The organism is Oryzisolibacter propanilivorax (assembly GCF_900103645.1).
GTDB lineage: Bacteria > Pseudomonadota > Gammaproteobacteria > Burkholderiales > Burkholderiaceae_C > Melaminivora > Melaminivora propanilivorax.
Genome location: NZ_FNHP01000003.1, coordinates 170,069 through 183,818, shown reverse-complemented (window position 1 = coordinate 183,818; position 13,750 = coordinate 170,069). Strand labels below are relative to the sequence as shown.

At 71.6% G+C, this 13,750-nt stretch carries 13 protein-coding genes; 5 read left to right on the top strand and 8 right to left on the bottom strand.

Going from position 1 to position 13,750, the window contains the following annotated elements; translation table 11 throughout:
* The first annotated feature begins 5 nt into the window (after positions 1-5).
* The 4 genes from clsB to BLQ61_RS06375 all read left to right on the top strand — a co-directional run bounded on the left by clsB (position 6) and on the right by BLQ61_RS06375 (position 3,528).
* Positions 6-1,253, top strand: a complete 1,248-nt coding sequence (gene clsB, locus BLQ61_RS06390; protein WP_091568004.1) for a cardiolipin synthase ClsB — start codon at positions 6-8, stop codon at positions 1,251-1,253.
* A 153-nt stretch (positions 1,254-1,406) separates the two neighbouring features.
* A complete protein-coding gene (gene folE / locus BLQ61_RS06385) occupies positions 1,407-2,132 on the top strand; it encodes a GTP cyclohydrolase I (protein ID WP_091568002.1) in 726 nt (241 codons plus the stop codon).
* Positions 2,133-2,180: 48 nt separating this feature from the next.
* Positions 2,181-2,603, top strand: a complete 423-nt coding sequence (locus BLQ61_RS06380; protein WP_091567999.1) for a BLUF domain-containing protein — start codon at positions 2,181-2,183, stop codon at positions 2,601-2,603.
* A gap of 40 nt (positions 2,604-2,643) precedes the next feature.
* A complete protein-coding gene (locus BLQ61_RS06375; RefSeq protein WP_091567996.1) occupies positions 2,644-3,528 on the top strand; it encodes a DMT family transporter in 885 nt (294 codons plus the stop codon).
* 15 nt (positions 3,529-3,543) lie between these two features.
* Here the strand turns inward: BLQ61_RS06375 and BLQ61_RS06370 are convergent, their stop codons facing one another.
* From BLQ61_RS06370 to BLQ61_RS06350, 5 genes are all read right to left on the bottom strand, one after another.
* Positions 3,544-3,918 carry a response regulator gene (locus BLQ61_RS06370; RefSeq protein ID WP_091567993.1) on the bottom strand — a complete coding sequence of 125 codons (375 nt, stop codon included), beginning with the start codon at positions 3,916-3,918 and terminating at the stop codon, positions 3,544-3,546.
* A 121-nt stretch (positions 3,919-4,039) separates the two neighbouring features.
* Complete coding sequence (locus BLQ61_RS06365; protein WP_245703875.1) at positions 4,040-6,250, bottom strand: GAF domain-containing protein; 2,211 nt, start codon at positions 6,248-6,250, stop codon at positions 4,040-4,042.
* Entirely contained in the window at positions 6,247-6,897 is a 651-nt protein-coding gene (locus BLQ61_RS06360) for a biliverdin-producing heme oxygenase (RefSeq protein ID WP_245703872.1), read from the bottom strand. The genes BLQ61_RS06365 and BLQ61_RS06360 overlap by 4 nt, the downstream gene beginning before the upstream one ends.
* Before the next feature lie 98 nt (positions 6,898-6,995).
* A complete protein-coding gene (locus BLQ61_RS06355; RefSeq protein ID WP_091567988.1) occupies positions 6,996-7,700 on the bottom strand; it encodes a hypothetical protein in 705 nt (234 codons plus the stop codon).
* Positions 7,701-7,832: 132 nt separating this feature from the next.
* Positions 7,833-8,441 carry a hypothetical protein gene (locus BLQ61_RS06350; protein ID WP_091567985.1) on the bottom strand — a complete coding sequence of 203 codons (609 nt, stop codon included), beginning with the start codon at positions 8,439-8,441 and terminating at the stop codon, positions 7,833-7,835.
* Positions 8,442-8,580: 139 nt separating this feature from the next.
* Between BLQ61_RS06350 and BLQ61_RS06345 the strand changes: the two genes are divergently transcribed.
* Entirely contained in the window at positions 8,581-9,228 is a 648-nt protein-coding gene (locus BLQ61_RS06345; protein WP_091567983.1) for a LysE family translocator, read from the top strand.
* A gap of 71 nt (positions 9,229-9,299) precedes the next feature.
* Here the strand turns inward: BLQ61_RS06345 and BLQ61_RS06340 are convergent, their stop codons facing one another.
* From BLQ61_RS06340 to BLQ61_RS06330, 3 genes are all read right to left on the bottom strand, one after another.
* Positions 9,300-10,700, bottom strand: a complete 1,401-nt coding sequence (locus BLQ61_RS06340) for an amidase (RefSeq protein ID WP_091567980.1) — start codon at positions 10,698-10,700, stop codon at positions 9,300-9,302.
* 296 nt (positions 10,701-10,996) lie between these two features.
* Entirely contained in the window at positions 10,997-12,496 is a 1,500-nt protein-coding gene (locus tag BLQ61_RS06335) for an ABC transporter substrate-binding protein (RefSeq protein WP_091567978.1), read from the bottom strand.
* A 79-nt stretch (positions 12,497-12,575) separates the two neighbouring features.
* Positions 12,576-13,373 (bottom strand): ATP-binding cassette domain-containing protein, encoded by a 798-nt coding sequence (locus tag BLQ61_RS06330; RefSeq protein WP_091567975.1) that lies wholly within the window; start codon positions 13,371-13,373, stop codon positions 12,576-12,578.
* Positions 13,374-13,750: the final 377 nt, after the last annotated feature.

Sequence of the window (13,750 nt, the reverse complement as noted above, 5' to 3'; positions counted from 1 at the left end):
CGCCCATGGGTCACCGCACCTCGGCCGCGCCGCCCGCCGGGCTGCGGCCGGGCCACCAGGTCGAGCTGCTGCAGGGCACGGCCGAGTATTTCCCGTCGCTCATCGCCGCCATGGATGCGGCGGTGTCGGACATCCAGTTCGAGACCTACATCTTCGACTGCACCGACAGCAGCGTGGAGGTGGCGCAGGCGCTGGTGCGTGCGGCCGCGCGCGGCCTGCGCGTGCAGGTGGTGGTGGATGGCTTTGGCACCGGCCGGTTGCCAGACCCCTGGCCGCGCGTGTTCGCCGAGGCCGGGGTGCAGCTGCAGGCGTATGCGCCGCTGCGCCAGTTGCAACTGCTGTGGCCCACGCACTGGCGCCGGTTGCACCGCAAGCTGTGCGTCGTCGATGGCCAGGTGCTGTTTTGCGGCGGCATCAACGTGCTGGACGATTTCCACGATCCGAACCACGGCCGGCTGCAGGCGCCGCGGCTGGACTTCGCGGTGCGCGTGCAGGGCAGCCTGGTGGCGCAGGCCAGCGATGCCATGGAGCAGCTGTGGTGGAGCCTCAAGGCCGGCCAGGACGCGCGCCAGCGTCGCCTCGGGCTGGCGCTGGCCGACTGGCGCGCGGCGCGCGCCGCCGGGCTCAAGCGCCGCCGCGCCGAGCGCGTCGAACGCAGCGATCACGGCATGCGCGCGCGGCTGCTGCTGCGCGACAACGTCGGCCAGCGCGCCGGCATCGAACGCGCCTACCGCCGTGCCATCGCCCGCGCGCGCCACGAGGTCATCATCGCCAACGCCTACTTCATCCCCGGCATCAAGCTGCGCCGCGCGCTGAAGCTGGCCGCACGCCGGGGCGTGCGCGTGCGGCTGCTGCTGCAGGGGCGCTACGAATACTTCATGCAATATCACGCGGCGCGTCCGGTGCTGGCGGCGCTGCTCGCCGCCGGGGTGGAGATCCACGAATACGCGCCCAGCTTCCTGCACGCCAAGGTGGCGGTGATCGACGCCGAGGGCGCGCACCCCTGGGCCACGGTGGGTTCTTCCAACCTGGACCCGCTGTCGCTGCTGCTGGCGCGCGAGGCCAACGTGGTGGTGCAGGATGGCGCGTTCGCGCGCGAACTGCGCGCGCGCCTGGTCGACGCCATGCAGCATGCCGGCCGACCCTTGCACCCGGCGGCCTGCGCCGGCCGGCCGTGGCGCCAGCGCCTGCTGGATCGGCTGGCGCTGGCGCTGATGCGCATGGCGCTGTGGGTCACCGGCCACCGCTACTGACCCGCCGGGGAGCCTGCAGCCACGCCGTCCGGCAGCAGAAAAACCGTGGCTTTTGCTATATATTTGATAGCTACAGGCCTTTCAAATACAAAGGCCAAAGGCCAAAAACACCCATAAAACGCTGGTGCTGCTTCGCTGGTACCATGCCGCACCATGCCGAATCCCACCGACGCCCCTGGCGCTTCTGGCGCCGACGACGAGGGCACGCCCGTTTCCGTCAAGATCCGCGAGCGCCTGGCGGCGGCGCGCCAGCGCTGCCATGCCAACGACAACATCGCCGAGTTCATCGAGCCGGGTGAGCTGGAGCAGTTGCTCGACGAGGTCGAATCCAAGATGCAGGGCGTGCTCGACAGCCTGGTCATCGACACCGCCGGCGACCACAACACGCGCAGCACCGCCCGCCGCGTGGCCAAGATGTACATCAACGAGGTGTTCAAGGGCCGCTACGCCGCGCCGCCGCCGATCACCGAGTTTCCCAACGCCGAGCGCCTGAACGAGCTGATGATCGTCGGCCCGATCACCGTGCGCAGCGCCTGCAGCCACCACTTCTGCCCGGTGATCGGCAAGATCTGGATCGGCGTCATGCCCAACGAGCACACCAACGTCATCGGCCTCTCGAAGTACGCGCGGCTGGTGGACTGGGTGATGGGCCGCCCGCAGATCCAGGAAGAGGCGGTGATCCAGCTGGCCGACCTGATCATGGAGAAAACCCAGCCCGACGGCCTGGCCATCGTCATGGAAGCCAGCCACTTCTGCATGTCCTGGCGCGGCGTGCGCGAGATGGACAGCAAGATGCTCAACTCGGTCATGCGCGGGGTGTTTCTCACCGACCCTACGCTCAGGCGCGAATTTCTCTCGCTCATCCCGGGTCGGGGCTGAGCCACAGTGGCAGACCCTGCCGCAGTCTTGAAGTGAAGGAACCGAGCCATGCTGGTGCGCCTGCTCTACGTCAGCCGCGCGGTCGATCCGTCGCCCGCCGCCATCGAAGCCATCCTGGCGCAAGCGCGCCAGCACAACCCGCCCAGCGGCATCACAGGCGTGCTGTGCTATGGCGGCGGTGTCTTCCTGCAGGCCATCGAGGGCGGGCGCTCGGCGGTGAGCGAGCTGTTCGGCCACATCCAGCGCGATGCGCGCCACCGCGACGTCGAGCTGCTGTCGTTCGAGGAGATCGCCGAGCGGCGCTTCGGCGGCTGGACCATGGGCCAGGTCAACCTGGCCAAGCTGAACCATTCCATCGTGCTGAAGTATTCCGAACGGCCCGAGTTCGACCCCTACGCGGCGTCCGGACGGGTGTCGTTCGCGCTGCTGGAAGAGCTGATGGCGACGGCGTCCATCATCGGCCGCGCCTGACGGCGCCGGTTTTCCCTCACCGCCCGGCGCGGCGGGCGCCATGACGCCGCACGCCTTCGGGCTGATCCTGCTGGCCGGCCTGATCCACGCGCTGTGGAACATCGCCGCCAAGAAGGCCGGCGGCGACGCGCGCTTCGCCTTTTTCACCTCGGTGCTGATGATGCTGGTCTGGGCCCCGCTGGGCTGGTGGCTGGGCCGCGACGCCGTGCCGCTGTGGGGCGCGCGCGAGTGGGGCATCGTCGCCGTGAGCGGCGTGCTGCATGTCGTGTACTACGTGACGCTGCTGCGCGGCTACCGCAAGGCGGACCTGACGGTGGTCTACCCGCTGGCACGTGGCACGGGCCCGCTGCTGTCCTCGCTGGCGGCGCTGCTGCTGCTGGGCGAGCGTCTCTCGGCCTGGGGCGTGCTGGGCCTGGCGGGCGTGGTAGGCGGGGTATTCCTGGTGGCGGGCGGTCCGGCCCTGCTGCGCGTGCGCCAAGGCACGGGCGATGCGCAGCGGCGCCTGCGCAAGGGGCTTCTGTACGGCGTGCTCACTGGCGTGTTCATCGCCAGCTATACGGTGGTGGATGGCTATGCAGTGAAGGCGCTGCTGCTGTCGCCGATCCTGCTGGACTACATGGGCAACCTGTTGCGCGTGGTGTTGCTGGCGCCGGTGGCGCTGCGCCGGCCACGCGAACTGAAAGGGCTGTGGTCCACGCAATGGCACTTCGCGCTGCTGGTGGGCACGGTCAGCCCGGTGGCCTACGTGCTGGTGCTGTACGCCCTGCAGAGCGCGCCGCTGGCCCTGGTGGCGCCAGCGCGCGAGGTCTCGATGCTGTTCGCCGCGCTGATCGGCGGGCGGCTGCTGGGCGAGGACGGCCGCGCCGCGCGCGTGACCGGTGCCGTACTGATCGCCGCTGGCGTGGCGGCGCTGGCGCACGGCTGAGGCGGCCGCGCGGCCTCAGCCCAGCGCGGCGCGGCTTTGCTCCAGCACGGCGTCGAAGGCGTCGAAGTCCAGCGGCTTGCCCAGCACATGGTCGAAGCCCGGCAGCACGGCGCCGGCGCGGCCGCTGGCCATGCCGGTGATGGCGATCGCCACGCAGCGCCGGCCCTGCGCCTCGGCCAGCGCGCGCAGCTGCTGCGCCAGGGCCGAGCCGTCCATGTCCGGCAGATTCTGATCGAGCAGCAGCAGCTGCGCCGGGCGCTCGCGCATCAGCGCCAGGGCCTGGGCGCCGGTGCTGGCGCTGCGCACGTCATAGTTCTGCATCTGCAGCAGCTCGGCCAGTAGGGCGCAGGCATCGGGGTTGTCGTCGACCAGAAGAACGTCAGGAGTCATGGCGCGCAAGTATGCCGATGGCCCTGCAATCCTGCGCCGCCAGCGCGCAGCGCCGGCCTGTGGGGCCGCCGCGCCGGCGGATGTAGGCGGGAGCGCCGCTGGTCGTGCAGGGGCGCCGGTGTCAGGGCAGGGTCAGGGTGAAGACCACCTGCGGCGCTTCGTGCCGGTAGCTGAGCGCGCCGCCATGGCCCTGGGCGATCTGCTGTGCGATGTACAGCCCCAGTCCCAGACCCGAACGGTTGCGTGCGTTGCCGGTGGAGGTGGGCTTGAACGGCTTGAACAGGCTGTCCACCACCGCCTCGGGAATGGCGTCGGCGACGTTGCGCACCTGGATATGCCGCCCGGCGGCGTCCTGGAAGGCGCGCACCTGCAGTGGCTGGCCGGCCTGGCCGTGGTGGCGCGCGTTGCTCAGCAGGTTGGTGAACACCTGCGCCACGCGGTCGACGTCGGCATGCGCCACCAAGGCTTGCGGCAGCTGCGCCTCGATGGCGATGCCGGGGTGGGCGGTGCGCGCCTCGTCCATCAGGTCGTGCAGCAGCGGCACCAGGTCGACCTCGGCGCGCTGCAGATCCAGCCCCAGGCGCGCCTGCAGGCGCGACATGTCCATGACCTGGCTGACCAGGCGCTGCATGCGGCTGCTGGACGACTGGATGCGCTGGCCGATCTGGCCGGCGCGGCCGCTGCCGTCGCCGGCCTTTTCCAGCACCCGCGCGGCCATGCTGATGGAGTGCAGCGGGTCGCGCAGATCGTGCCCCAGGATGGCCATCAGCTGGGTGCGCGCGCGGTGCAGCTCGGCGTGGCGTGCGTGCTGCGCGCGCACCAGTTCGTCCAGCAGCTGCTGGGCCAGTTCCAGGTCGTCGGCGCTCCAGTGCTCGGCGGTGCCACGCACGGTTTCCTTCCACAGCTCGAACGAGCCGCGCGGCGTCAGGCGCGGGCCGTTCGGGCCGGGGCGGATTTCCTTTTCGGGCCGGCCGCCCCAGTGGATGGTCTCGACCTGTTCGCGGCGCAGGTACAGTAGCCAGCTGCCGCCGGCGCGGTCCAGTGGCAGCGCTAGCACGCCGCACCACGGCAGCAGCGCCGGGTACAGCTGCGGCGCCAGTGTCGGCAGGGCGTCGCTGTGGCAGGGCGCCTGGTGGTGCCCGGGGCTGCCCCAGGTCTGCTCGACCCAGCCCAGCAGTGCGCGCGCCGGGCCTTCGGGCAAGGCGCCGCTACAGTGCAGCCGGCCATGCTCGGCCACCACCGCGGCCTCGGCGCGCAGCGCCTGGGCCAGCGGTGCAGCGAACGGCACCAGCGCAGCGAACTCGTCCTCGGCGTGCAGCGTGCTTTCGATCAGCCGCGCGCGCAGTGCGCCCATCTCGCCCACGCGCAGCGTCTGGCTGCGTGCCAGCATGCCCTGGATGTTGGCGCCCAGCAGCTGCGCCAGCACGTCGCAGGCCATGCGCACGCTGTAGGGTACTTGGCGCGGTGCCATGTGGTGGCACGCCAGCATGCCCCACAGCTGGCCATGCACGATGAGCGAGATGCTCATCGACGCACCCACGCCCATGTTGGACAGATATTCGATGTGGATCGGCGAGACGCTGCGCAGCACGCTGGCGCTCAGGTCCAGCGGCGCGTCGCCGTCGCTGTGCAGCGGCACCGGCGCGGCGCGTACGTCGGCGATCAGGCGCAGCGTGTTGGCCACGTACAGCCGGCGCGCCTGCGCCGGGATGTCGCTGGCCGGGTAGCGCCGGCCCTTGTATTCATCGAGCTGCGGCGCGCGCGCCTCGGCCACCACGTCGCCGCTGTGGTCGTGGCGGAAGCGGTAGGCCATGACGCGGTCGAAGCCGGTGAGCTGGCGCAGCTCGTCGGCGGCCAGTTGCAGCAGCTCGTCGATGGGACGCGTGCGGCGCAGCCGCTCCATGGCGCGGTGCGCCCGGGTGGCGAAGTCGGACAGCTCGCCGGTATCCGCCGCGCGCTCCTCGAACTCCAGCACCAGCAGGCCTTGGGACAGGTGCGGCACCACGTCCCAGGTACGGCCCTGCAACTGGCATTCCAGCGGCATCGGCAGCTCGTCCTGGCTGGCCAGCGCCCGCAGGCCGTCCTGCACCAGCTGCCACAGCGCGTCGTGCGCGTGCAGGGGCGTGTCCTGCAGCAGTGTGCCGGGGGCGATGTCGCCGTCCGCCAGCAGCGCGCTGTTGGCGCTGACATGGCGCACACGGCCCTGCGCGTCCAACGCCAGCAGCACGCCATGCGGCTGGATCGAGCCGGGAATGTGGATGGGCTCCCGGTCGCAGTTGTCCAGCGTGACCGGCAGCGCCGCAGCGGGCTGGGCCATGGGCTCGGCGCTCATGCCGGGCTGCCCTGCGCGTCGAAGCATGCCTGTAGCGCGGCGAATGCGGCCAGCGCGCCGGCGCAGGCCGCGGCCACGTCGGCGGGGGTCTGCACATGCTGCTGCAACAGCGCCACGAAGGCGCGCCAGCGCGCCCCGGTGCCGGCGCCGCTGCCCTGCAGGTAGCGCAGCGGATGCGTGCCGGCGCGTGGCGCCAACTGGCGGTGCAGAACCTGGCCACCCAACTGCGAGCCTTCGACGACATAGGCCAGGCCCCAGCGCACCGCGTCCTGGTGCGCGCCGGCGTGCGCCTGCAACAGTTGCTGCACGGCAGCCACGGCGGCGGCAGCCGCAAGGTCGTGCGGCGCCAGTCCCAGGTCGTGCAGGTCGGCGTGCAGGCGCTGCAATTGCAGCTGCGGCTCCAGCACCAGCCCGGGCACGCGCGCCGCCAGCCCCTGCAGCTCAGGCGCCAGCGCCGTCAGCCATGGCAGCAGGGCGCTGGCGTGGATCCGGTATGCCTCCAGCCCGGCGCCGGGCTGCGCGATGGGCAGTTGCCGGTCGAGCTGCTCGTGCACGGCGCGGGTGGCCGCGCGCAGCCGGGCCAGGGCGTCGAGGGGCGCAATCTGCGCTGTGGCGGGCGCAGGGGAATGGGGGGGGGCAAGGAGCACAGTGTGCGGGGAGGGGTGCGGGCCGCGCGGTGCGCGGCAGGGCCGACGGGGCATTCTAGGGGGTGGCCCGCCAGCCGTCCCGATGTCCGCGTGCCGTGCTAGGGCGTTGGCGCTGCGGCCTGCACGGCCTGCGCGCCCGGGGCATCGATTTCCACCCAGCCCGGGCCGTGGCGCAGGCCGGCCTGCAGGTGCTGCGCCAGATGCTGCAGCGCTGCGCTGTCCAGCGCCGGCATGCCGGGCGTGGGCGCGGGCGGGGGTGCGTCGACGGCGCAGCCCTCGGCCTGCACGCGCAGGCTGGCGGCGCCCGCGCCGGGCAGGATGCAGATGCGCCCGGGCGCGCCTTGCGGGTCTTCGGCCAGCAGGTGGATGGCGCCCAGCAGCAGGCACAGCAGCGGCTGCTGGGGCGCCTTGGTCTGCGCCAGCGGGGCTTGCGGGGCGGGCAGTTCCAGCTGCAGGCCGCGCATGGACAACAGCGGCGCCGCCAGCGCATGGGCCAGCTGCGCCGTCGCGGCCAGCGGCTCGGGCGCATGCGGGCCCTGCAGGTCCCAGTGGCGCAGGCGGCGTGCGCTGTCGGAGAGGCTGGCCAGGTGCTCTTCCTGGTGTTCCAGCTGTGCCGTCAGCGCCTCGCCGCCAGCGGCATCATGCGCGCGCCGGCGCAGCACCACGGTGGCCATGCGCATGATGGTCAGCATGCCGGCGATGTCGTGGCGTACCACCGGCATGGCGCGCGCCAGGATGGCGTGCTGCACGCCCAGCGCGATCCAGGGCGAGGGGGAGGGAGGGGAAGTGTCAGGAGCTGTCATGGATAGCTCCCGATTGAAGCAGCCTCCTTGCCGGCGCCGGGTAGGACGGCGTCGCATGTAAGCAGGTGTACGCAAACCTGTGCTGCCGGTGGCGGCGCGTTACCGCGGCGGGCCGCGGCGCTGCGGACGTGGTCAATGCACGCCGGTGAGCTGCCGATAGGCCACGCGCGTGCCGGGCGAAACCGAGGCCAGCAGCTGCGCATGGGGAGTCTGGTGCCGCGCCACCATGCGTGCGCTGGCCACGGCGCGCGACTTGCAAAACCAGTGGCAGCTGTGCTGCATCAGCAGCAGCTCGGCAGTCATGGCGTAGGCGCGATCGCGCGGCGCCAGGCCGTCCTCGTTGCGCACCGCACGGGCGATGCCGCGGGCGTGCAGCGCCAGCAGCTGGCGCATGTCGAAGGTCTGGCCGGGCAGCAGCTGGGTGGCAAACGGCAGCCCCACGGCCAAGCGGCTGACGCGGGCTTCCTGGTCCGGCACGCGCGCGAAGCTGGCCACCAGGCGCTCGAACTGCTGGCTCAGCTGCGCTTCCTGCGGTGCCAGCAAGTCCAGGATCTGCTGGCGGCGCGCGCCGTCCGGCTCGCCCATGGCGCGCAGGTAGCCCTGCGTCAGGGTCTGCATCAGCTGCTCGATCTGCAGCGGCGCCAGGTGCTGCGACAGCAGGGCGATGCGGCGGCGCTGCTGCTGGCCGTTGACCAGCCAGGCACCGGTGGCGGCAAAGGCGACCGCGACGAAGGGATCCATGGGACGAAATTGAAGGGGCAGGGGCAGCGCCGGGGCGCCAGGGGAAGGACGCCATTGTGCAGGCGCCGGCGTGGCTGGCCAGGGCGGCGCGGCGCGCGCGTGACAATGGCCGACCTTTCTGCCCGACTCGACCCCCGCCATGCCGTCCCTGCAGACCCTGATCGCGTTTTTCGGCGTCGCCGTGCTCCTGGCCCTGACCCCCGGGCCGGACAACATGTTCGTTCTGGTGCAGTCGGCGCAGCGCGGCTGGCGCGCCGGCATGTGCGTGGTGCTGGGGCTGTGCCTGGGGCTGGTGGGGCACACGGCGGCGGTGGCACTGGGGCTGGCCGCCGTGTTCGCCGCGTCCAGCGGTGCGTTCACGGCGCTGAAACTGTGCGGCGCGGCCTACCTGGCGTGGCTGGCCTGGGGCGCGCTGCGGGCGCAGGCGGACAGCCCGGACACGCCGCCCGCCGCCAGCGCCGAACCTGCCGCGCGTGCTCCCGGCGCGCTGCGCATGGTGGCGCGGGGCGTGGTCATGAACCTGACCAACCCGAAGGTGCTGATCTTCTTCCTGGCCTTTCTGCCGCAGTTTGCCGACCCGGCACGCGGCGCGCTGGCGCCGCAGATCATGCTGCTGGGGCTGGTCTTCATGCTGGCGACGCTGCTGGTGTTCGGCGCCATCGCCTGCTTTTCCGGCGCCTTCGGCACGCTGCTGCAGCGCTCGGCGCGGGCGCAGCGGCTGCTCAACCGCACGGCCGGGCTGGTGTTCCTGGGGCTGGCGCTGCGGCTGGCGACGGCGCAGCGGTGAATGTTAAAAACGATAGCTGATAGCCATTGATTTATATGGGCTGGAGGCCGATTTGACCTGAAGTGTGCCGCTCAGCCCGGCGGCTGCGGCCAGGGCCGTTGTGGGCCGCGCAACTGCTCGAAGGCCTGCGCCACGCGCAGCACGCCCAGGTCGTCGAAGCGCTGGCCGGCGATCTGCAGGCCGATGGGCAGGCCCGCGCCGTCCCAGCCGCAGTTGACGGACGCGGCGGGCTGCTCGGACATGTTGAACGGCACCGTGAAGGCGATGTGCTCCAGCGGGCGCAGCGGGTCATTGGTCGGCGACGGCAGCTCGGCGGCGAAGGCCGTGATGGGCGCGACCGGCGACAGCACGTAGTCCACCTGCGCGCAGGCGCGCACCGTGGCCACGCGTGTGGCATGGAACTGCTGGCTGGCCTCGAACACCTGCGGTCCGCTCATGTGAGCGGCGCTCATGGCCCAGTCACGGATGAAGGGCAGCACGCGCGTCTGGCGCGGCGCGGGCAGAGCGCGCAGGTCCATGTACGAGCGCATGCGCCAAAAATGGTCCATGCCGTCGAGCATGGTGCGCGTGAGGAACGGTCGCAGCGGCACGACGTGCGCGCCCGCCTGTTCCAGCAGACGCGCGGCATGCTCGACGGCGGCGCGCACGGCGGGCTGCACCGGCAGGCCGCAGCCGGCGTCCAGCAACAGGCCGAAGCGCAGGCCGCGCAGCGCCTCGGGCGTGGCGGCGCACGCGTCCCAGGCAATGTGCTGCGGCGGCAGCGACATGCTGTCGCGCGCGTCCGGGCGCGACAGCACCTGCAGCATCAGCGCCGCGTCGCGCACGCTGCGCGTCATCGGCCCGGCGGCGCGGCCGGTGTAGGGCGGGTCGATCGGCACGCGGCCCAGGCTGGGCTTGAGGGTGAAGATGCCGCACCAGCTGGCCGGCAGGCGCAGCGAGCCGCCGATGTCGGTGCCCACGTGCAGCGGCCCGTAGCCGGCCGCGGCCGCCGCGCCCGCGCCGCTGCTGGAGCCGCCCGGCCCCTTGGACAGATCCCACGGATTGCGCGCCAGCGCATGGAACGACGACAGACCCGAGGACAGCATGCCGAAATCCGGCATGGTGGTCTTGGCGAACAGCACTGCACCGGCCTCGCGCAGCCGCGCGGCGGGCGGGGCGTCGTGGGCGGCGGGCGTCAGGTCGGTGGCGGCGGTGCCCAGCGGCGTCGGGTCGCCCGCAGTGGCGATGTTGTCCTTGAGCGTCGCCGGCACGCCGTCCAGCGGCCCGCAGGGCACGCCGCGCAGCCAGCGCGCCTCGCTCTCGCGCGCCTGCGCCAGCGCGGCCTCGGGTCGCAGCAGGTAGGTGGCATGCAGCTGCGGCTCCCAGCGCGCGACCTGCGCCAGCACCGACTGCACCACCTCCACCGGCGAGAAACGCCGCGCGCGGTAGCCCGCCAGCATCTCGTGCGCGGACAGCTCGTGCAACTCGGTCATGCGTGTTGTCTCCGAAAGTCTGGCTGCGCCGCAGCGCGCCCTGGGTCGCCGGCCCTCAAGAGGGCAAAGCGCAAAGTTTTAATTGGAATCTGACCCCAATCGGGCCTGGGTGATGACTCCGGAAGATATCGGGAAAATTGGAATCTGACCCCAATTTATTGGCTCGATTTGGCCTCCGCCCCATGGCACCGGCGCGCCCCAGGCCAGCAGACGTCGTGGATCCGGCTTCGCCGGTCCACCAGCGTCGTCCCCCTCCCAAGCGAAGCGCCAGGGAAGGGGGAAAGCGGCGCAGCCGCTCAGGGGGTTGCCCAAGACATTGTGGAGAGGTCGTTGACGAACACCGGCATGTCCTTCCACAGCCCCTTCACCCCCTTGACCGCCACCGTGACCCACTGTGGCTGGTACAGGAAGGCGTGCACGCAGTCCTCGGCCAGCAGGCGCTGCGCCTCGCCCAGCAGCCGGTTGCGGTCGGCGGGGCGGGTGGCGTTCTGGATCTGCTCGTACAGCTCGTCGAACTTGCGCGAGTGGTAGCCCCAGTAGTAGTCCGGCTTGGCGAAGTTGCCCAAGTCGAACGGCTCGACGTGCGAAATGATGGTCAGGTCGTAGTTCTTGTTGCCGTAGGTGCCCGACAGCCACTGCGCCCACTCCACGTTCTGCAGCTTGGCCTGGATGCCCACCTTGGCCAGTTGCGCGGCGATGACCTCGCCGCCCTGGCGCGCATAGGGCGCGGGCGGCAGCGTCATGGTCAGCTCCAGCGGCGTCTTCACGCCGGCCTCGGCCAGCAGCCTTTTGGCTTTTTCCGGGTCGTAGGGGTTCAGGCCGGTAGTGTCCACGTAGCCCGGCGCGCCCGGCACGTAGTGGCTGCCGATCGGCACACCCAGCCCGTCGGCCGCGCCCTGGATGACCGCCTTGCGGTCGATGGCGGCGGCGATCGCCCGGCGCACGCGCACGTCATCCAGCGGCTTCCTGGCGTTGTTGATGGCCAGGATGGTCTTGGCGCGCGAGCCGCTGACGATGACCTGAAAGCGCGGGCTGCCCTTGAACTGCGCCATGCTGCGCGGCGACACGCGCGGAAACACGTCCACGTCGCCGGCCAGCAACGCCGCGACCTGCGCCGCGGGGTCGGGGATGAAGCGGAACATGGCGCGGCGGATGCGCACCTGCGAGGCCTCGCGCCAGTCCGGCCAGGCGAGAAGCGACACCGACGCGCCGCGGCTCCAGGCGCCCAGCCTGTACGGGCCGGTGCCCACCGGTTTGGCGGCGTTGGTCTCGGCGCTGCCCGGCTCGACGATGATGGCCGTGGCCTGGCCGAGCAGGAACAGCAGGTCCGGGTCCACCTCGCGGTTGAGCAGCACCACGGTGTACTCGTCCACCACCTGCGTGGTCAGGTTGGCAAAAGTGCGCTTGTCCTTGTTGGTGCTCTTTTCGCCGCCGGCGCGGTCGAAGGAGAACTTCACCGCCTCGGCGTTGAACGGCGCGCCGTTGTGGAACTTCACGCCGCGGCGCAGGCGGAACGTGTAGGTTTTGAGGTCCGGCGAGACCTCCCAGCCCTCGGCCAGCAGCGGCGAGACACTGCCGTCGGCGTTGATCTTGGTCAGCGTCTCGTAGATGTTGTAGAGCGTGACCTCGGCGATCGAGCTGGCGGCGCCGGCGGTGGGGTCCAGTCCCGGCGGCTCCAGCGTCATGCCCAGGGTCAGGCTGTCCTTCTTGCCGGCCTGCGCCAGCGACTGCAGGGGCGTGGACAGCACGCTGGCGGCCAGGGCGCTGGTGGCCAGGGCGGTGCGGCGGGTGAACATGGCGGGCGTCTCCTCGAAGCGTGGAAAGGGGAAAAACGGTGCTGCGCGGCCCCTCGGGGCGCGGCGGCCTGGCGTGTTTTTACACCACCGGCATGCGCGGCACCGCTGCCACCAGGGCCTGGGTGTAGGGGTGCTGCGGCTGCGTGAACAGCTGCTGCGGCGTGCCGCGCTCGACCACGCGCCCGGCCTGCAGCACCAGCACCTCGTCGCACAGGTGGCTGACCACGGCCAGGTCGTGGCTGATGAGCAGGTAGGTCACGCCGTGGCGTTCCTGCAGCTCGGCCAGCAGGTTCAGGACCTGCGCCTGCACCGACACGTCCAGCGCGCTGACCGGCTCGTCGGCCACGATCAGCCGCGGCCGGGTGATGAGGGCGCGGGCGATGGCGATACGCTGGCGCTGGCCGCCCGAGAACTCGTGCGGGAACTTGCGCGCGTCGCCCGGGCGCAGCCCCACCTGGGCCAGCACCTCGGCGGCGCGCTCGGCCGCCTCGCGGCGCGTCGGCCGGTGCAGCGCGCGCAGCGGCTCGGTGACAATGCGCTCGACGCGCTGGCGCGGGTCCAGCGAGCCGTAGGGGTCCTGGAAGACCATCTGGAAGTCGCGCCGCGCGGCACGCAGCTCGCGCGTCGGCAGCGCGTGCAGGTCGCGCCCGAGCAGACGCACGCTGCCGGCGACGGGCGTCTCCAGCGCCATGGCGATGCGCGCCAGAGTGGACTTGCCCGAGCCCGATTCGCCCACCACGCCCAGGCTGCGGCCGGCGGTGATGTCCAGGTCGACGCCGTGCAGCACCGGCAGCACCGGGCGCGGGCCGAGCAGGCGGGTGCGGGGCAGGGGGTAGTGGTGCTGCAGGTTGCGCACTTCGAGCAGGGGAGGTGGCATGGTCACCGTGGCTGGCCCTCACCCCAGCCCTCTCCCAGGGGGAGAGGGGGCAATGCGGGAGGACATGGACACGGGTCATCACCTCGGCTCTCTCTCAGATGGGGAGGGGGCAATGCCGCAATGGGTGCGGAACAGGTCGTGCCCGGGTGTTTTGCAGCAAGCTCAAACCCCGACTTTGGCAGGCAAGGGCCGCCTTCTTGCTCCCTCTCCCTCTGGGAGAGGGCTGGGGTGAGGGCCTCCGCACCGCGCACCGCCCCCCGCCACTGGCTCGAACATCCGCCTGCCCGCCCCAAGGCCATACGCCCGCAGCCCCGCGCGCGGCCCCAGCCGCCGGATTTCAAGCCAAAACCCCGGTATGTCCCGAAAAAAAATGGCTG